Genomic DNA, 17,326 nt, shown 5'->3' with positions numbered 1-17,326 from the left:
AGAACAGCTAGGCCTGGAGGCTGCCCGCCTCGTGCCGGCTCTTCCATCTCGACACCGCGCGCTCGAGGCTCGCCTGCACGAGGTCGTCGGCGGCGGTGGAATCGTGGGTCAAGGCCCGTGCGAACCGCCGCAAGCGGGGAATCAAGTCACGGAGTTCGGCTTCGTCGGTCTCGGTCATGGGGCGCTCGTGAGACGACCGGATCCTGTCCCTATTCCGCACCGATCCGAAAGCCGGGGAATAGGTGCGCGCGAGCGTCGTCTCACGGGCTCTTCAAAGGACACCTCATGATGATCCTCAACCGCCTCGCTTCTGCTTTCGCCGCCTTCCTCCTCCTCGGAGCGGCTTCCTCTCCCGTGCTCGCCGCCCCGGTGAAGAACATCGTGCTGGTTCATGGAGCCTTCGTCGACGGCTCCGGCTGGAAGCCCGTTCACGACATCCTGATCAAGCACGGGTACAACGTCAGCATCCTCCAGCACCCGATGACCTCGCTGGAAGACGATGTCGCCGCGACGAAGCGTCTTCTCGACCGCCAGCAAGGCCCGGTCCTGCTGGTCGGTCACAGCTACGGTGGCACCGTCATCACCCATGCGGGAACGGATCCACGGGTCGCCGGGCTCGTCTACATCGCGGCCCACATGCCGGACACGGGTGAGAGCGGCGCCTCCAACAAAGCGAAGACGCCAGGCGCCTCGAAGGCGATCGCACCCACGCCGGACGGTTTCCTCTTCATCGATCCCGCGCGCTTCCATGAGGACTTCGCCGCGGACCTGCCGCGCGAGCAGGCCGAGTTCATGGCTCGCTCGCAGATGCCCACCGCGCTCCGGGCGATGTCGACGCCCATCGTCAATCCCGCCTGGAAGACAAAGCCCAGTTGGATGCTCGTGTCGACGGAGGACAAGATCATCCATCCCGAGCTGCAACGGATGTACGCCGCGCGCGCCCACAGCCACAAGGTCGAGGTGAAGGGAAGCCATGCGGTCTACGTGTCGCACCCCAAGGAGGTCGCGGCGCTGATCGAGGACGCCGCGAAGCACGCCGGGGACTGAAGCAAGGCGAGAAGGTCGCGTGAGATGATAGGAAGCCAGCCATGATGCGAATCATCCCAGGCGACCTCGGTGACCCGCGCGTCATCGAGCTGCTCCACATCCATCACACACGAGCCCGGGCGGAGACAGCACCGGGCAGTGCGCACGCCTTGGACCTCACCGGGCTACGATCGCCCGACATCCGCCTCTGGACGATCTGGGAGGACGAAACGCTTCTGGGTGTCGGCGCGCTGAAGCAGCTCTCACCGGAGCATGGTGAGATCAAGTCGATGCATACGGCGCAATCCATGCGCGGCCGGGGCGCTGGAAGCGCCATGTTGCGCCACATCATCGAGACCGCACGGGCCAGCGGTATGTCGCGCCTCAGCCTGGAAACGGGCTCCTGGGATTATTTCCGGCCCGCACGGGCGCTCTACAAGAGCCATGGCTTCGTGGAGTGCCCGCCGTTCGCCGACTATGTGCTCGACCCGAACAGCGTCTTCATGACGCTCGGGCTGTCAGCCAACAAGTCCGGAATCGACGATTGAACCCACACCACACGACTACAGGCGGCACCCCGGACCTCCGGTACAACTCATGTCGTTGAAGTCGTAGACCTCGGAGTGACCTGGATTGCCACGTGGGCGCTCCGTGCCTTTCCGTACGAAGAACACCGCCGAGCGCGCCCCATAGAGGCCCGCCGGAAACGTCATGGGCCGCAGCACAACGTATGCATTGCGCATCATGTGCGACGACCTGAACCTGGAGACCCGCCCATCGCCCGGGACGGATGTCGCTCCGCGCCCAGGCGCCACGCGCGCCATCTGCGCTTCCCACTCATTGATGTCGCCAATGTTCGCGCGCCGCAGCAGCCCCTTGCGCAAGGCATCATCAAGGCCCGCCTCCCCCGCCAGCGGCGCCGTCTTGTCGGCGTACGACTCCACTGGCGCGTCGCTCCCCCCCACCCACTTGGAGGGCGTGCCCTTCGCCTCACCCAGAGTGACCTCACCTCCGCTTGCCGGGTAGACCATGTCGACATCACGCCCGAAGAAGCGCTGGGCCATGGGGTTCAGCGTCTCGAGGCGATTCGCATCCACGTAGAAGTAACCGCACTCACTCCTGTTCTCGGCCGTGAGAACGGTGACCGGCGTGGTGGCATCCAGGCCCGCGACGATCTGTCGATAGGAACTGCTGACCAGCACGGCCAGGATGGTCGTCTCTTGAGAGCGTCGGATCGACCAGAGGGTCGGCTCTTGGGAACTAAGCATCAGCACGACGGGCTTGCCCGGGTTGTCGACACTCACTGTCATGGTCGTGGCGGCGCTCCCGCTCTGATCGATCTGCACCGTGCTCCTCTTGCCCCCGTGGCCGCCACCCGCCAGGACGGCGAAGTCGGCGGGCAAGGTCAGGCCCCTGAAACCGCACGCCGGCGCGACGGGTGGCGTCTTGATGGGCGGTTCTGGCACGACATCTGCCCTGGACAGGCTTCGCACGGCGACGAGCGGCGTCTTGATGGAGGGCGGTGCTGGCGGGAGATACTCCCTGCCTCTGCTCTGCTCGCGCGACGGAGTCTTGAGAACCGTCCACGATGAGAACGTCATCGACACCTCCCCCTCCTTGATTTCCACGAAGGTGAGCGCCCGCTCTTTCCGATCATCGATGAGCAACGAGTCCTCCGACATCCAGACCATGCGTGGAGACAGCCCGGGGGACAACGTCACTTGCTGCAAAGCCCTGGTCGCGCAGTCCAACGCTCCACCCGAACGAACCACCTTGATCAAAGTCATTCGCTCACTCGGGCCGTTGCGGCAATCCAGCACGACGGCCTGGTAGGTCCCATCGGGCGAAGGGATGAGCTGCAACATCTCCCCTGCCGGATCACAACCCAACAACGCCATCGAGCCCAGCACGTACAGCACCAGAAGCCGCTTCATGACCGCCCCCGACGTGGACACACAATGCGTGTATCCATCGTCCTCCGAGTCTTCACTTAGCGTCAACTCGCACCAGGGTAAGCAGTGGTGCGGGCATTCACGCCTCGTGCCGTGCGTACTCCCACACCACGGCCCGAGCACGCTCGGCCAACGCGTGACTCTCGGACAGCTCCCGCCCGAGAAGCCGCGGAACGGCGAGCGCGAGGCTGACGGAGTTGGTGAGGACACAGCCCCGGACGGCCTCCAGTTGCTCCCGCCCCACCGGGCGCTCCACGACTGGCATGTCCCCGAGCCGTCCTTCCTCCAGCAGCACGGAGCGGATGATGCCGGGAAGGCAGGGAGCCTCCAGGGGCGGAGTCACCACCGCGTCCCCCAGGAGGAGGAACAGATTCCCGTTCGGCGCCTCGCAGAGTTCCCCGGCCTCGTTGGCGAAGACCACTCCCCGGCCAAAGTGCGCGTACTGTCGCAGGTACGAGACGCTCTTGTGTTTCAAGGAGGGGTCGCCCCTCCGGTAGCCGTGCGCCTCCCACTCGTCGAGGACGGTGTGCTCGTGTGGAGCTGGCAGGGCCCGAAAGGACAGCAGCAGCCGCCCATCTCCCGCCACCAGCTTGCCCACGCCGGTGAAGCTCGGGCCCAGGCTGGCATCCACCTCCAGGCACCGGTGCAAGGACTCGCGAACGGCGCTGACGGTGAGGACGTCCTCGGGTGGTGCGCGCACGCAACCCGCATGGGCCTCGAGGCTCGATCGGAGCCGCGCGAGGTGCCGCCCGAGGAACATGGGCGAGCCCCCGGTGACGAGGAACGTCTCGAAGAAGCCCGCGCCGAAGAAGAACGACTGGAGGAAGTCCTGGAGCCGCAACTCCTCGAGCCGCCGCACCTCTCCGTTCACCGCGACCGTGTCCATCATCCGCTTCGCGCCTCCAGGAAGTTCGCGAGCAACGTGTTCCCGTGCGGGGTGAGGAAGGACTCGGGATGGAACTGGATGCCCTCCACCCACGGGTACTCGCGGTGGCGCAGCCCCATCACCAGGTCGCCGCACCAGGCCGTCACCTCCAGGCAGTCCGGAAGACTCGCCCGCTCCACCACCAGCGAGTGATAGCGCGCGGCGACGAACGGGTCGGGCAGGCCCCGGAAGACACCCCGGCCATCGTGGTGGATGTCGGCCGTCTTCCCGTGCACGGGCACCGGCGCCCGCACCACGCGCCCGCCGAACACCTGACCGATGGACTGGTGCCCCAGGCACACCCCGAGCACCGGCACCCGGCTCGCGAAAGCGCGGATGACCTCCAGGGAGATGCCGGCCTCGTTCGGCGTGCACGGGCCCGGTGAGATGACGATCCGCCCGGGCCGCAGGGCTTCCACCCCGGCGAGGGACAGGGCGTCGTTGCGCACCACCTTCAGCTCCGCCCCGAGCCCGCCCAGCACCTGCACGAGGTTGAAGGTGAAGGAGTCGAAGTTGTCGATGAGCAGTATCATGCCGCGCCCTCCACCGGTCGCGCGGACAGCGCCAGCAGCAGTGAGCGGGCCTTGTGCAGCGTCTCCTGGTATTCGCGCCTCGGCTCCGAGTCATGGACGATGCCCGCCCCGACCTGCACCCAGGCCCGGCCATTCTTGAGCACCATGGTGCGGATGACAATGTTCAGGTCCAGCTCGCCCGTGAAGCTTACGTACCCGAGCGAGCCCGTGTAGAGGCCCCGCGCGTGGGGCTCCAGCTCGGTGATGATCTGCATGGTGCGGATCTTCGGCACGCCGGTGATGGTGCCGCCCGGGAACACCGCCGCCACCACGTCGAGCGGCTCCACTCCCGGCGCCAGCCGGCCCACCACCTCGGACTCGATGTGGAGCACGTGGGCGTACTCGATGATCTCCATCAGCTTCGTCACCTGGACACTCCCGTAGGCGCAGACGCGCCCCAGGTCGTTGCGATCCAGGTCCACCAGCATCGCGTGCTCCGCCCGCTCCTTCTCGCTGGTGCGCAGCTCGTGCGCGAACCGGGCGTTCTCCTCCGGCGTGCCCTTGCGGCGCGTGCCCGCGATCGGGCGGGTGATGGCCCGGCCATCCTCCACCCGGACCAGACGCTCGGGCGAGGCACTCACCACCTCGAAGCCATCCACCTCCAGGTAGCTGGCGAAGTGCACCGGGCTGATAGACGCGAGGGCCTCGTACAGTTCCAGAGCGGGGAGTCTCGGCTCCACCTCCAGCCGCTGTGAGAGATTGACCTGATAGGTGTCTCCCGCGCGGATGTACTCCTGCACGCGCTCCACCGCGCGCTGGTAGCCCTCCTGCGTGAAGTTGGAGCGCCAGGGCACGTCTGGCGTCTGCCCGTCCGCGAGGTGCCAGGCCGGTGCCCGCGGCCCGGCCGATGCGACCGTGCGCACGACATGCTCCAGCGCCTCCACCCGTTGAAGGCAGTCCTCGTAATCACGGCCCGTGGCCACCACGAGCGCCCGGTCCTCCAGGTGATCCACCGCCACGAAGGTGTCCACGAAGTCCAATGCGATGTCCGGCAGGCCCAGGTCGTCATTCGAGTGGCGTGGCAGGGACTCGAAATGGTGCGCGGCCTCGTAGGCGAAGAAGCCCACCGCCCCGCCGCAGAAGAGCGGCATTCCCGGCAGCCGCACGCCCCGCCAGCGCCTGAGCAGCCCACGCAAGGTCGCCAGGGGCTCGCCCGGCTGGGCCTCGCCGTTCACCTCGCATCGTGAGCCCCGGGCCCGGAACGAGAGGAAGGGTTTGGCACCCACGAAGGAGTAGCGGCCCTCGCTGGAGACGCGGCTGCTCTCGAGCAGGAAGCGGTGCCCCGGGGGGAGGGCTCGCAGCAGGTCCACGAGCCGTGCGCCTTGCAGTTCCACCGAGCGGACGAGGGGTACCTGGTCGTACCCCTCCGCCACGAGCACCTCGAAGCGCTCGCGGTCCAGCGGAGAGGGAGGCGGAATGGGGACGACTGACATGGGCGGGCTTGTAACAGAGGAGTGAAGCGGAAGCCCGTCAGGGGTGGTCCATCAGGAGGATCCCGCTCGTATGCCAGGCGGGCCTCGTGCATCCGCTTCGCGCGCGTCCTCCCCAAGGAGCCTGTTTGGTAGGACCCACGTCATGGCATCAGGACAGACCTCTTCGCTGCAACTGCCATCGTTCCTACATGGCACCTTCCGCTCGGTGCAGCAGAAGACGAGACGGGATGGCTCGCGGTGTGGCGAGCAGTACCGTGAATGTCCTCCTGCGACTGGGCCATGGATGCGTGGTGCCCGTTGGGAGAAGTCTCGGTGCGCGAGCGCCTGGAGATGGCGGCGCAGCGCATGGAGAAGGCAACACGGGAGGACTGCGTCAACGCCATCTTCCGGGAGATGCCGCGAGCGCTCGCACATGTCGGCGAGTTGAAGCATTGGAAGGTGGTGGCCGACCCTGAATTCCAGCGCGAGCGCCTCACCACACTCGACCCGAGGTCCTTCGAGCGGGTATCGGCTGCATGTACAGCGGACCTGCTCTGGCTGTTGACTCGCTGGGACCGTGAGATGGAGAAGCAGTAGGAGGCACTCCCGACACGTCCACCCCCCACCGCTCCCCCTCCCCAGGTTCCTGCCGCCGCGGGCATGTCCCTTTCACCCTGATGAGCCGGTTTGTGAACTCCCGCGCGTTCTCGAGCGCATAGCCCTCCCGACCATTGTTGAAGTACCGCGGGCGGCGGAACCCTACTTCGTCTGTCGTGAGGTCAGCCGGGCGGGAAAGCGCTCCTCGACGCCGGGCAGGAACAGGGGCCGACCCTCGCGGGCGGCCTGGATGGCCAGGGGGAAGTCAAGGTCGCCATAGCGGTCGAGCACCGCCGGGTCGAAGAAGTCTGTTCCGTTCCCCTCCCCTTCGTTCTCGATGTCCGGCTCCAGCGTCTCCCAGCCCGCGCGCGACGCGTAGAGCAGCGAACGCACCCCTCCGTCCGTGTAGATGAAGGTGTGCGTGTCGAGGAAGCTCGCCCTCGCCCTGAGCCCGCCCGTGGCGCTGAGGACGGCGTTGTGGTCTCCGTACTGGCCGAAGAGCCAGTCTTCCACGAAGACCGAGCCTTCGACGAAGACCCGCGCCCCGTTGCCGAACGAGAGCGTCCGCGCCTGGAGGTCTCCCCGGACAATGACGAGCCCGGGGAGATACTCGTAGGTCCACAGGTCGAGGTGGCCGGACGTCTTGAGGGGACCGTCGACCAGGACGACATAGGGGCCTTTGCCCGTGTCGATGTCTCCGGAACCGTCGACGCCCCCGTCGATGATGCGAAGCTTGCCGGGAGGAGGGCCACCGGGGCGGCGCTCGAGGTCCCAGAGCTCCGCCTCCTGCGGGTGGAGGTGGAGGCGCGAGTGGAGCTCCGCGAAAGTGGTCTCCCGGCCAAGGTCTTCGAGTCGAGTGGTGGGCATGAAGTGCATCATGCCTCTGGTCTTGCCGAGACCCACGGTCGATTGGCTCGCGGCGTGCGCAGGGCCGGGCTCTCCTCCTCCCGCCCGCGCTGGCGCTCAGCGCTGGGTGCGCTGGAACGAGGCCAGCAGCACGCCGGCGAGGATGAACAGCGTGCCGAAGGTCTTGTTCAGCACCGACAGGTGCCGTGGCGAGCGCAGCAGCCGCAGCGCGCGCGACGCCAGCAGCGTGTAGCCGCCCATCACGACGAGGTCGGTGAACCCGATCGTCGCGCCGATCGCGAGGTACTGCGGGCCCAGCGGTTCCGACAGCGCGACGAACTGGGGCACGACGGCGAGGATGAAGACCGTGCCCTTGGGGTTGAGCGCATTGACGATCCAGCCCTTCAGCACGAGCTGGCGGCGCGGCACCACGCCCCGCCCACCGGCAGGGCTGGCATCGGAGTCCGCGACCAGCGGCAGCGCCGACGCGCGCCACTGGCGCACGCCCAGCCAGACGAGGTACGCCACACCGGCCCACTTCACCACCGAGAACGCGAGTGGCGAGGCGGCGATCAGCGCGCCCATCCCCATCGCGACGACGAGCACCTGCGTGACGATGCCCAGCACCAGACCGAAGGTCACGAAGTAGCCGCGGCGAAAGCCGTGGTCGAGACCCGCGCTCATCGCGGCGACCGCGCCCGCGCCGGGCGACAGGCTGATCGCCCAGGAGGCGGCGAAGAAGGTGAGCCAGACGGACAATGCCATGTCGGCGTTGTAGCACGGCCCTGTCCGTCCCCGTTCACTGGGGCAGCCTTGGACCTGCGGCCCTGTCCCGCGACGTGGGGCTGTCGATGCGCCCAACGCCCTTGCACGTCACCGCGCCACACCTCCCCCTGCCAGCCCACCGGCGGTGAGCGAAGGGTGGCGTGGCGGCTCGGTTACTCCGCGCCGAGCGCCTTCCACCACGCCTTCCGTCGTTGGACGGGCCAGTCTCCACGGGAATGGCGACGGGGCAGATAACCCTTCAAAGACCGTGCGAAGAGAGTTTCCTGGTACATCAGCCTCCGCATGAAGATCGAAGACATCCAGCCAGAGTGGCTCACGGAACTTCTTCGGGCCGGGGGCACACTGCATTCGGGAGCAGTGGCCGCGGTGCAGGTGAACCGCTCGTCACGTCCTTTCTCCTCGGTGGCGCGGTTGCAGGTCCAGTACACCGCCGACGCGCCGTCCACCGTGCCCACTGCCCTGTTCCTCAAGAGCAGCAACCGTCCCTCCGAGTGGGTGTTCCATGCCGAGGTGAAGCCCACGCTGCGAGACGCCCCCGCTCTTCGTTGCCTGGGCAGCCAGGTGGATGAGGAGGTGACCTGGCTGCTTTTCGACGACGTGAGCGGGACGCATCTCTCTCTTCCCGAGAACGTGCCACCCACACGGGCCATCTATGAGCAGATGGTGGACTGCCTGGCGGGGCTGCACGTCCAGCACTGGGAGGACGCTCGGATGCGCGAGCGGTTCGCCACCCGGCAGGGGGATCCGTCCTACGGCTTCCTCTTCAAGCAGACGCTGGGGGCTTTTGGTGCGTTCGTGGACGCGCTGGAGGATCGCCTCTCCGGCGAACGCCGCGCGATCTACGAGCGGGTGCTCGAGGTCTGGCCTCGCATGTGCCTGGAACGAATCCAGCAAGGACGCGGCGTGACCATGCTCCACGGCGACTGCCATCCGTGGAACTTCCTGATTCCCCGGACAGGTCAGGCGGGGAAGCTGTTCCTGGCTGATTGGGCGGACTGGCGCTTCGACTCAGGCACTCACGATCTGGCCTTCCTCGTCTCGCTGCCCTGCTTTCCGGAGCAGCGCGCGCGGATGGAACAGGAGCTGGTGCGGCGCTACTGGCAGCGGCTGAATCATGGCGGCGTGCGTTACGGCTGGGAGGAGTGCTGGCTCGATTACCGCAAGTCGGTGATCGGCAACCTGCTCTGGCCGGTGTTCTGGTGGTCGCTCGGCAGCCCCAGCAGCATCTGGTGGCCCAACCTGGAGCGGGCGGTGCTCGCGTTCCAGGAGCTGAGCTGTGCGGAGCTGCTCTGAGCGCATGGGTGAATGCACGTAACCCCGGAGGGTTCAACCCGGAAGGGGAGGGGCAAGGGTCAGGACCGAGGGAATCAGCTCGGGGCATGCCAGCCGGAGATGGCCGTAGCCGATGCCAGCCAGTCCCGTCATCAATCCGGGAGTCTCGACGCCCAGGGGAACTCCGCATTGCCATCCCCGCTCGTGGGCGTTGTCGAGGACCATTCGAGCCAGTCTGTAGGTGCGGCTCCGGAGCGCGCTGTCCCCAAAAGCCATGCTTGCCATGAGGGGAAGTTCGAGGTTGCCGAGGTCACCATGACAGATGGAGTGGTTCCTCCCGAAGCCTTGCTCCAATGTCGTCTGGAGGGCGACCTCCGCATCGGCTCTTAGTCTGGGATCCTCCAGATGAGGCATCGACCTGATGCGCGCCATACCGATGCCGGGAGCGCCATGACACCAGCCGATCGAGAAGCGGGAGTTTCGCAGCTCGGTGGGAGTAGTGTCGGGGACGCGCAGGTCCGCCCAGTTACGAGCCTGAGCGGAGAAGAGGCTCCGCTCGTATTCGAGCGCCCCACGGGCGGCCTCCCGGAAGCGTGAATCTCCGGTGGCGGTCGCCAGTTCCAGCAGCGACAACGCGATGCCGGCGGCGCCGTGGGAGAATCCGGAGAGCGGCCATGGAGCGATGTTCTTGACGTACCAGGCGAGTCCCTCATGCATGGGCTGAGCCGTGGCCAGTAGCCGCTCGCCGCAGCGGACCGCCGCGTCGAGCGCCACGCGCGAGCCCTGGGCGGCATGCAATCCGAGCAGGCTCAGGATGGCTCCCGCCGCGCCATCGAGGACATCCAGGAGTTCGTCCCTGGCGATCTGAGGACCAAGGTACTCGATGAAGGCCTCCGCTTCTCTCGATAGGGAGGGATCCCGCCAGAGCCGGCCAAGGTGGGTCATCGCGTAGATGAATCCCCCCCAGCCAGCGTACCCACCGAGCAGTTTCACATGCTCCCGATCTTGCCAGGCCAGGCGGCGAGCCGTGCTCAGCGCCAGCTTCGCGACTTCCGTGTAGCGCGATTCACTTGTCACATGCCCCAGGTAGCCGAGAAAGAGCGCGATCCCCGTGTCCCCCGAGTACAGATCGATGTGGGTCGGGGTGAGGCTCCAGTGGCGGTCATTGATGAGCGTCAGTCCGACCCAGCCGATGTCCTGCGCTCCCCGCACCGCGAGCTGCTCCAATCGATCGCCCAGGGCGCGGGCCGCCGCGAGCAGTTCTTCTTGGGACGCTTCCCGGGAAGGCTCATGTGGCGTGTAGTGGCTCCAGACCGTTTGCTCCCCACCCATGGCCAGGGTCGTGAAAGAGGCCTGGATGAACCAGAGTTGCCTTGAGAGATCCTCCTCGCTGAACGCGCGAAGACGCTGCTGGACGTGCTCCAGGGCCGTGGAGTCGAAGAAGTTCCGGATGCACCCGTGGCCATGGTTCCAGAGATCGCGCGAGCTGGGCCGCGTGGTGAACATCGGAATGTCATCGTTATAGAGGTCCGCGCGCTCCGCGGAAAGCACCTGGTCCATGGTGGTCAGGTCCGCGATGCCGACCCATAGCTTGTCGAAGAATCGCTCCCGGTCGAGCGCATCGCGGAGGAGCTCGGGATGATAGCTTTCGTCGAGGATGCGCGAATAGGAATTGGTGGTGCGCAGGATGACGCGAACCTCGTCATTCGCGAAACGGGACAGAGGTCCGTCCGCCGCGCAGAGGGCCTGAGCGTGTTGCCACAGGAGCCGATAGAGCCGGATGAATCCCTCGGTGAAGGAGCTGGCGTATTGGGCGACGTCGACGTGCTGCCCCTGGAGGGTGGGGCGGTTCGCCGAGGCCTCGCTCATGAAGTGCAGGTTGGCGAGCCGCATTCTGTCGGTGCCCACTTCGGTGATGACAGGCGAGGCTTTGGGCCACATCTGCGGTAGCCCTCCCGCCAGGCCACTCATCTCGAGCCCCTCCGAGTCGATGTCCAGCCAGGCACGACCAGGAAGCATCCCCACTTCCAATACAGAGGAATCCATCAACCGTGCGACCCGGGGCTCGAATAGACCAGGAATGGACAGGAGCCGCGGGTGGAACAAGGCTTCCAGGTCGGTCAGGATGGGGTGCTCGCCAGAGGCGATCAGGTTTTCCGAGTGGAAGTCTGTCGCGCTGAGACCATGGAGCAGTGCCAGATAGGCGCCCTGGCGCTTGTAGAAGCGTTCGACCTCGTCTGGACTCCGGCAGCCCTCCTCCGTGACGAATTCGACCCAGCCGTAGGTGTCCCGCCCCAGGACCTTCAAGGTCCGGAAAGCGGGGTCCATCCCGTGTTCGTTGAGCCAGGTCAGCAGTTGTTGGAAATGTAGTTCCACGGCGAGGGAGCGTGGCTTGTAGACCAGCCTGGCCCCGGAACCAAACTGGCTCACGGTGACCGTCCTGCCGCCGTTGTGCGGGTCTCCCGCTCCCGCGTTGACGGCCGTGAGTTCATCCCGAGGAGAAAACCCCATGAGGGCACACAGTTCCATCCAGTCCTGGGCGAGGTGGGTGAGGAACTCGAGACCGCAGCGCACCCATTGACGGATGGAATTGACGATCTGCCGCGCCAGGACGGGATATTCCTCCCACAATCCCAGGGCGACATCACGCCGCGCGAGCAGGTTCACGAAGTGTTGGAACCGCTCCTGTGGCGTATCTCCCGCCAGCTTGCCCTGGATTCGGCAGATGTTGAGCTCGAGGATGAGGGTGCGGTGAATCATCGGCAACAGGCGCGCCGGGAGGGCGGCCAGCAGGAGGTGCTCCACTCCCTCCGTGAAGGGCGCCTCGTCGTGTTTGCGCCGGAGTGCCTGGATGCCCTGCCGCAGTTGCCGCCGGCCATGGTCGATGAGTGGCACGAGCGGGTTGAAAAAGCCCGCGACTGCCCGCTGCGACTCCGGGAGGGCCGCGGTCATGAGATGCAGGGTGTCCTGGTTGGCGAGAGAAGGGGCCGCGAATGCCTGTTCCAGGATGAGGAGCCATTGAGGACGCCGGGCTCCCATCGGGGCCACGAAGGACTCCGCGGAATTCTCGAGCAGGGAGAGCAGGCCGTCTTCCGTCAGGCCGTCCAATGCCAACCGGCGCTGGAAGACATCCACTCTGTCGAAGGGACGCTGGGATTTCCAACGCCGGAGACGCTGCTGTCCTTGCGAAGAGTTCGAGTGGCTGGCGGCCATGGGCCTCCCCGATGACCGATCGAGCGCGAGGCGTTCCGTCAGGGTCTGGGTCCGGTACCAGGCGGCATCGCTGAAATGGGGAGGGGTCATGATGGAGGCCGACGGTGGGAAGGGAAAATCGGAGAGGCCCTAACAAGACGTTGTGCCTGCTAGGGCCTCGGCTCTGAATCGTCTCGGTTGCTTTGCGTGTTTACGGGGAACCCGAGACATCAGCGGGGGCCAACAAGACAGTGGCACCGGCATCGCGGCTCCCTGCTACCTGTGCCAGTGCTTGGCGGGTGGGGGCGGTGCCGATGGGCGGCTCCGACGATGAGGGAGAGTTCGTCCTCGGTCAGCTCAATCCCGCCGGCAGGATTCGAGGGAACGAGCGCGCGCTCCTCCTCGCTCAGGCTTTCCCGGTAGGTTGGATCCCTCCACGCCCGGGCAATATCGATGCTGGACATCGTGACATCCTTTCTTCGTCCGCTTCTCGCGCCCCATGGGTCGAGAGCGGTCAATCAGTGGAAACGGGGAGTTCGTCTCCCCGCCGCATGGTCGCTGGCGCTTGGATCACCTCCTTTTTGCTCTCTCAAAAAAGGTGTGGTGCGCACCCGGTGGATGTGATGGGAAAAGTTGATCAGCCGGCTGGTGCCACGTCGGGCAGACGAGCAACTGAGAGCCCATTCCAGCCGAGCCCCAGCATCCTCCAGAGATAGCAACCGTCGAGCCCCCGACAGGACGGCAACCCATGCAAGCCTTCCATTCACCTGGACCAAAGAGCCCGAGGAGGACGAGGCCGGCTTGGATACGCGGGGAACCTGGCGATCGAAGAGGCCTTGTGTCGTCCAGCCTCCCTTCACGGGAACTCAACACCCTGCTCTCTGCTCAGGCCCCTGCGCCGGGGCTAGCTGAGCTGACCGCGTGGGTCGTTCCAGCTGCTCCAACCTGGCGCGCTCCCTCCAGCAGGGTGTCAGACGACTCGTAGGGAGGTGTCAATACGAGTCCTTTGCCTCGACTTTCGCCATTTTGAGGAGGGCGAACGAGGGAGCACGGGAGCCTTAGGGAAGGGACGTCCACCGGACTGGTTGTGAGGTCGACCAAGACTTCTCTCGTCCAGTACACGATGACCGCCCCTCCTATAAACACGCTGCTGTCGCTGCTTCTACTCATCCGTCCCGTTTTCACTCGGCCCTCGTTCTGTCGCTTCCTCACCTTGTCTGCAGGCTGGGTGGGGACGCGTGGGTTGCATGCAGTCACCGAGGCCTTGGTGTCCGCGGGTGTCTCTGGAGTACGTCACCACGCGGGCTTCCATCGCTTCTTCTCGCGAGCACGCTGGAGCATCGACCAGGTGGGCCGGCTGCTCTTGCTGCACCTGGCGGCACTCGCGCCGGGGCCTGTGCGCCTGGCGCTCGACGACACCCTGTGCACCCCCAAGGGGCCCAAGGTGTTTGGCCTGGGTGTACACGTCGACCCCGTGCGCTCGACTCGACGCACGCGCCTGCTCACCTTCGGCCATGTCTGGGTGGTACTCTGCGTGCTGCTCCCCGTGCCTTTCTCCGAGAGGGTCTGGGCCCTGCCCGTTCTCTTCCGCCTCTACCGGACCCAAGCCGACGGCCAGAAACGAGGGGGGACGCATTTGAAAATGGCGAAAGTCGAGTTCGACACCTCTTCCGCGTTGCGGCCCATCACCTTGACCGCTCCCCGGCCTCGCGCAGCTCGCTGAGCGCGGCGGCCTGATCTGCCTCATCCATCAGCCACTTGAAGCCCACGACCCGGGCATTTGGCGCTTACTGTTCCGGTGGGTCACCCCACGACAGGATGCCCGTAGAAGTAGCGCACACCATTTTGATACGGCTCCAGGTCCTTTCCGTTCAGCAAGGCGCCAATCAACGCCAATGCGGCCTTTGGCCGAAGCTCACCACTCGAGTAGAAGCCGCTCAGATCAATACCCGTCGAGACCTGAATGAGATGGCGCTCGCGCGAGATCTGGAGCTGAGCCGGTGTGGAGGCCTTCAGGTGATCTTGAAGCAGGAGCGCCACCTGCTTGACGGAGAAGGGTCGACCATACACAACAGCTACTTCGTCCGTACCCAACAAGTCCCGAAGCTCCCGGTATCGAGTCATGACGCGTCCGATGTACGCATCATCGGGTTTACCAGCACCCAGAACCATCCATCCTGATGGTCCCTGTTCGAGCAGCCCCGAAAGAAGCCTTCCAATCGACAAGGCTTGCTCCTGGCTGGAGGCGCATCGAAGGATCTCCAGCATGATGGGGATCGCCCAGAGCATCCTCGATTGATGAAGTGCGTAACACACGAACTCTTGAACGCTGGCCTCGCGCTGGTCGAGAAGCCTTGGACGCAAGCGCTCCACTATCTCGCGGATGACACCAGACGGACCCGCGTCTCCCAACAAGGAGGCGCAAACCCACCAGAGCGTGGAACCCTCTTGAGCCTCCACTCCAGCCAAGCCAGCCGCGTCAATTGCCGTGAAATCACCCCGCTGGGCACGCTCGAACGCAGACAACACAGGGGACCAGGACTCCGGGTTCTGCCGCGGGCAAGTGGCTACCGAATCGTAGACGAACCAATCCCACCCGGGAGCCGCCTCCTCTTCTGCGGCATCCTGCTCACTCTGGTGCTCGTCCTCTGCCGCCTTGCCGCTTGCAGCGCCGACGAGCACGGGGTGGCGCAGCAGCCGCTCCAAGGCCAGGTTGCGAATAGCCCCAGTGGCTCCGTGGTGCCCCTCTGCGGGGAGTGGATGGCCATAGAAATAGCGCCTGCCTGGCTCGAAGCGGTCTGCCTCGGAGCTCCCGAGGAAGAGTTCCATCTGTGCGGCGATGGCCAGGGCACGCGGTCGCTCGTTCTTGAAGAAAGAGCGGCAGTCCCGACCTGTTGATGCCTCGAAGCCGTGGCGCTCATTGCGCATGAGTACACCTGAGGGATTGCCTTCCGCCGCCTGGGCATGCATGAGCTGAGCGAGCTGACGCACAGAAAACGGCCGACCGTGAAGCACCCCGGTGTCGTCCGTGCCCAAGCGCTGCCGGAGTGAGTGATATTTCTCGACAGCAGTCCGGATGAACTCCTCACCAGTCGTCCGATGGAGCACGCCTTTGCCCCATTCGGTTTCCTCCTCGAGCATACGAGCCACGGCGAACTCGACCCATTTGAGCTGGCGGCGCTCACAGGATTCCAGATAGAGCGCCAGCATGATGGGAACCGTCCACAAGAGCAGGGACTGGTGCATCATGCCACACATCCCAAGTGAAATGTGCCACTGGCGCTCTTCGAAGAGCGCACCACGGAATTGCTCCAGTACCTGTTCGATGGTTCTCGGCGACCCGGCGTCGCCCAGCAATTCCGTGCCTGCCCCCCAGAGAACAGCGTTCTCCGTACGCCTCAAGCAATTCACGATCAGCGGCAGCTTCTCGAAGTCCCCTTGCTTGGCACGCTCAAGCACAGCAATGAAGATGATGCCGGGGTTGGAGTGGGTCAGTGCTTGCCGCGACAGCGGGGAGATATCCGGGGGCAGCGAAACACGATACCCATTCGCGGCCCAGTCAAGATCCCCGTCCTGCAGGAAGCGCAGCTCCTCGAATTCCATCTTGATACCCAGAAGTTCTTTCCAACCGCTGACCGAGCGGCTTAGACAAAAGGATTACCGGCGAAAGGTCCCTTGCTTGGGTCCCAGGCATTCATCGCATTCGACCATTGAGAATCCACTTCCGCCTGCACCTTGGTCAACTCGGCATCCACCTGCAGACACGCGGGGCTCAACCTACTATCTGGAACCAAGTTCCCCTCTCCATATTTGTTGCCCGGACAGCCGCCAGCGGATTTTGGAACCCGATGATTCACCTTCTCTCCCGCTGGGATACCATGCTTGGCCTGATAGGTCTTCCTGTAGTTGTCCCATTCGTCTTCAATGAGCTGAGCACTGCCCGGAGGGGTGATTCGGTATACATTGCATGGAGGCTCGGGCAGACTCGCGCATTTGAGCTCCCTTGCTCTCTCCATTAGAGCCTTACGATTCGCGAGCTTTTCATTTCGCTCGAAAAGCTTCTTGAAATCATCGTTCCATTTCTTTCTCGCACTCCCCTTGTTGAGGGGATGAGGTTCCGAGGCGCCGAGCCGCTCCAGCTCCTTTTCGAGGGCGGGCCCCTCATTCAGCCCGTACCAATCGTCCTCGCTCACGATTGGCGCTGGATCACCATCCGACCCCTTCTGGCCATCATGCATCGACTGGTTGCAGCACTCACACAACTCCTGACCCTTCACCGCATTCGCGCGCTGGGCCTGAGCCGGGTTGGGTTTCGACACGTTCGGAACCGCGCCCGTCGCCCCCGGCATCGCAGAGTTGTGATTGGATGTGGTCAAGTCGATGTGCCGGACGACATTCTTGCCGTCGAACTGGACGTCCATCGACCACGAGACAAAATACGTCTTACCCGTCAGGGTATGAGTGACGACGCTGGCACCGAAACTCCGGGTCGCGGCCTCGTTCCCAAGTGGAGAACTCTTGTAGTAGGACTGATCCCGCAGCATCACTGGCTTGCCGTGAATCATCACGGTCTTGCTCCCATCCTTCATGTCCTTGGAGAAGGACGAGTTCGGATAGGGCACGGGGAACGGCCCCGCGGGCGGAGCCGGAGGGCTCATGCAGACGTCAGGAAACGCCGCTATTACCTTCCCATCCCCTGCCTCGCAGGCAATCTCGTTACCATCAGCATAGACGTTGATTCCCATG

16 protein-coding genes are annotated in these 17,326 nt (G+C 65.0%); 5 read left to right on the top strand and 11 right to left on the bottom strand.

Annotated elements, in window-relative coordinates; genetic code table 11:
- Nucleotides 1-7 precede the first annotated feature (7 nt).
- A complete protein-coding gene (locus F0U63_RS08490; protein ID WP_395845380.1) occupies nt 8-178 on the bottom strand; it encodes a sigma factor in 171 nt (56 codons plus the stop codon).
- A 107-nt stretch (nt 179-285) separates the two neighbouring features.
- On the opposite strand from F0U63_RS08490, the gene F0U63_RS08485 reads away from it, so the two are divergent.
- The gene (locus F0U63_RS08485) at nt 286-1,047 is read left to right on the top strand and encodes an alpha/beta fold hydrolase (RefSeq protein ID WP_395845379.1); all 762 of its coding nucleotides are present in this window, start codon (nt 286-288) and stop codon (nt 1,045-1,047) included.
- A gap of 41 nt (nt 1,048-1,088) precedes the next feature.
- Nucleotides 1,089-1,574 (top strand): GNAT family N-acetyltransferase, encoded by a 486-nt coding sequence (locus F0U63_RS08480; RefSeq protein WP_395845378.1) that lies wholly within the window; start codon nt 1,089-1,091, stop codon nt 1,572-1,574.
- A 15-nt stretch (nt 1,575-1,589) separates the two neighbouring features.
- Here F0U63_RS08480 and F0U63_RS08475 read toward each other — a convergent pair whose 3' ends face one another.
- From F0U63_RS08475 to F0U63_RS08460, 4 genes are all read right to left on the bottom strand, one after another.
- A complete protein-coding gene (locus F0U63_RS08475) occupies nt 1,590-2,960 on the bottom strand; it encodes a hypothetical protein (protein WP_395845377.1) in 1,371 nt (456 codons plus the stop codon).
- 97 nt (nt 2,961-3,057) lie between these two features.
- Nucleotides 3,058-3,867: an aminotransferase class IV gene (locus tag F0U63_RS08470; RefSeq protein ID WP_395845376.1), complete on the bottom strand. Its 810-nt coding sequence runs from the start codon at nt 3,865-3,867 to the stop codon at nt 3,058-3,060.
- Nucleotides 3,864-4,436: an anthranilate synthase component II gene (locus tag F0U63_RS08465; RefSeq protein ID WP_395845375.1), complete on the bottom strand. Its 573-nt coding sequence runs from the start codon at nt 4,434-4,436 to the stop codon at nt 3,864-3,866. The genes F0U63_RS08470 and F0U63_RS08465 overlap by 4 nt, the downstream gene beginning before the upstream one ends.
- Nucleotides 4,433-5,908, bottom strand: a complete 1,476-nt coding sequence (locus F0U63_RS08460) for an anthranilate synthase component I family protein (RefSeq protein WP_395845374.1) — start codon at nt 5,906-5,908, stop codon at nt 4,433-4,435. Before F0U63_RS08460 ends, F0U63_RS08465 begins: the two co-directional genes overlap by 4 nt.
- A gap of 258 nt (nt 5,909-6,166) precedes the next feature.
- Here F0U63_RS08460 and F0U63_RS08455 point away from each other — a divergent pair, with 258 nt between their 5' ends.
- Complete coding sequence (locus F0U63_RS08455) at nt 6,167-6,484, top strand: hypothetical protein (RefSeq protein ID WP_395845373.1); 318 nt, start codon at nt 6,167-6,169, stop codon at nt 6,482-6,484.
- A 162-nt stretch (nt 6,485-6,646) separates the two neighbouring features.
- Here F0U63_RS08455 and F0U63_RS08450 read toward each other — a convergent pair whose 3' ends face one another.
- Both F0U63_RS08450 and F0U63_RS08445 read right to left on the bottom strand, forming a co-directional pair.
- Nucleotides 6,647-7,351, bottom strand: coding sequence for a hypothetical protein (locus F0U63_RS08450; protein WP_395845372.1), 705 nt, complete (start codon nt 7,349-7,351; stop codon nt 6,647-6,649).
- Nucleotides 7,352-7,447: 96 nt separating this feature from the next.
- Entirely contained in the window at nt 7,448-8,095 is a 648-nt protein-coding gene (locus F0U63_RS08445; protein ID WP_395845371.1) for a LysE family transporter, read from the bottom strand.
- Nucleotides 8,096-8,398: 303 nt separating this feature from the next.
- Between F0U63_RS08445 and F0U63_RS08440 the strand changes: the two genes are divergently transcribed.
- Nucleotides 8,399-9,409, top strand: coding sequence for an aminoglycoside phosphotransferase family protein (locus F0U63_RS08440; protein ID WP_395845370.1), 1,011 nt, complete (start codon nt 8,399-8,401; stop codon nt 9,407-9,409).
- 33 nt (nt 9,410-9,442) lie between these two features.
- Here the strand turns inward: F0U63_RS08440 and F0U63_RS08435 are convergent, their stop codons facing one another.
- Together F0U63_RS08435 and F0U63_RS08430 are read right to left on the bottom strand one after the other, a co-directional pair.
- A complete protein-coding gene (locus tag F0U63_RS08435; protein WP_395845369.1) occupies nt 9,443-12,691 on the bottom strand; it encodes a type 2 lanthipeptide synthetase LanM family protein in 3,249 nt (1,082 codons plus the stop codon).
- A gap of 119 nt (nt 12,692-12,810) precedes the next feature.
- A complete protein-coding gene (locus F0U63_RS08430; RefSeq protein ID WP_395845368.1) occupies nt 12,811-13,044 on the bottom strand; it encodes a mersacidin/lichenicidin family type 2 lantibiotic in 234 nt (77 codons plus the stop codon).
- Between the two features lie 779 nt (nt 13,045-13,823).
- Between F0U63_RS08430 and F0U63_RS08425 the strand changes: the two genes are divergently transcribed.
- Nucleotides 13,824-14,303: a transposase gene (locus F0U63_RS08425; RefSeq protein ID WP_395845367.1), complete on the top strand. Its 480-nt coding sequence runs from the start codon at nt 13,824-13,826 to the stop codon at nt 14,301-14,303.
- An 80-nt stretch (nt 14,304-14,383) separates the two neighbouring features.
- On the opposite strand, the gene F0U63_RS08420 is transcribed toward F0U63_RS08425, so the two are convergent.
- Entirely contained in the window at nt 14,384-16,183 is a 1,800-nt protein-coding gene (locus tag F0U63_RS08420; protein WP_395845366.1) for a hypothetical protein, read from the bottom strand.
- Nucleotides 16,184-16,224: 41 nt separating this feature from the next.
- Complete coding sequence (locus F0U63_RS08415; protein WP_395845365.1) at nt 16,225-17,325, bottom strand: DUF4150 domain-containing protein; 1,101 nt, start codon at nt 17,323-17,325, stop codon at nt 16,225-16,227.
- Nucleotide 17,326 lies beyond the last annotated feature (1 nt).

This window comes from Cystobacter fuscus, from assembly GCF_044360685.1.
In the GTDB taxonomy this organism is placed as follows: domain Bacteria; phylum Myxococcota; class Myxococcia; order Myxococcales; family Myxococcaceae; genus Cystobacter; species Cystobacter fuscus_C.
The sequence above is the reverse complement of the archived record's forward strand: the minus strand, read 5'-3'. Positions and strand labels throughout refer to the sequence as shown.

Coding starts and splice junctions, on each gene's coding strand:
- F0U63_RS08490 (WP_395845380.1), bottom strand. CDS start 178: ATGACCGAGACCGACGAAGCCGAACTCCGTGACTTGATTCCCCGCTTG.
- F0U63_RS08485 (WP_395845379.1), top strand. CDS start 286: ATGATGATCCTCAACCGCCTCGCTTCTGCTTTCGCCGCCTTCCTCCTC.
- F0U63_RS08480 (WP_395845378.1), top strand. CDS start 1,089: ATGATGCGAATCATCCCAGGCGACCTCGGTGACCCGCGCGTCATCGAG.
- F0U63_RS08475 (WP_395845377.1), bottom strand. CDS start 2,960: ATGAAGCGGCTTCTGGTGCTGTACGTGCTGGGCTCGATGGCGTTGTTG.
- F0U63_RS08470 (WP_395845376.1), bottom strand. CDS start 3,867: ATGATGGACACGGTCGCGGTGAACGGAGAGGTGCGGCGGCTCGAGGAG.
- F0U63_RS08465 (WP_395845375.1), bottom strand. CDS start 4,436: ATGATACTGCTCATCGACAACTTCGACTCCTTCACCTTCAACCTCGTG.
- F0U63_RS08460 (WP_395845374.1), bottom strand. CDS start 5,908: ATGTCAGTCGTCCCCATTCCGCCTCCCTCTCCGCTGGACCGCGAGCGC.
- F0U63_RS08455 (WP_395845373.1), top strand. CDS start 6,167: ATGTCCTCCTGCGACTGGGCCATGGATGCGTGGTGCCCGTTGGGAGAA.
- F0U63_RS08450 (WP_395845372.1), bottom strand. CDS start 7,351: ATGCCCACCACTCGACTCGAAGACCTTGGCCGGGAGACCACTTTCGCG.
- F0U63_RS08445 (WP_395845371.1), bottom strand. CDS start 8,095: ATGGCATTGTCCGTCTGGCTCACCTTCTTCGCCGCCTCCTGGGCGATC.
- F0U63_RS08440 (WP_395845370.1), top strand. CDS start 8,399: ATGAAGATCGAAGACATCCAGCCAGAGTGGCTCACGGAACTTCTTCGG.
- F0U63_RS08435 (WP_395845369.1), bottom strand. CDS start 12,691: ATGACCCCTCCCCATTTCAGCGATGCCGCCTGGTACCGGACCCAGACC.
- F0U63_RS08430 (WP_395845368.1), bottom strand. CDS start 13,044: ATGTCCAGCATCGATATTGCCCGGGCGTGGAGGGATCCAACCTACCGG.
- F0U63_RS08420 (WP_395845366.1), bottom strand. CDS start 16,183: ATGGAATTCGAGGAGCTGCGCTTCCTGCAGGACGGGGATCTTGACTGG.
- F0U63_RS08415 (WP_395845365.1), bottom strand. CDS start 17,325: ATGGGAATCAACGTCTATGCTGATGGTAACGAGATTGCCTGCGAGGCA.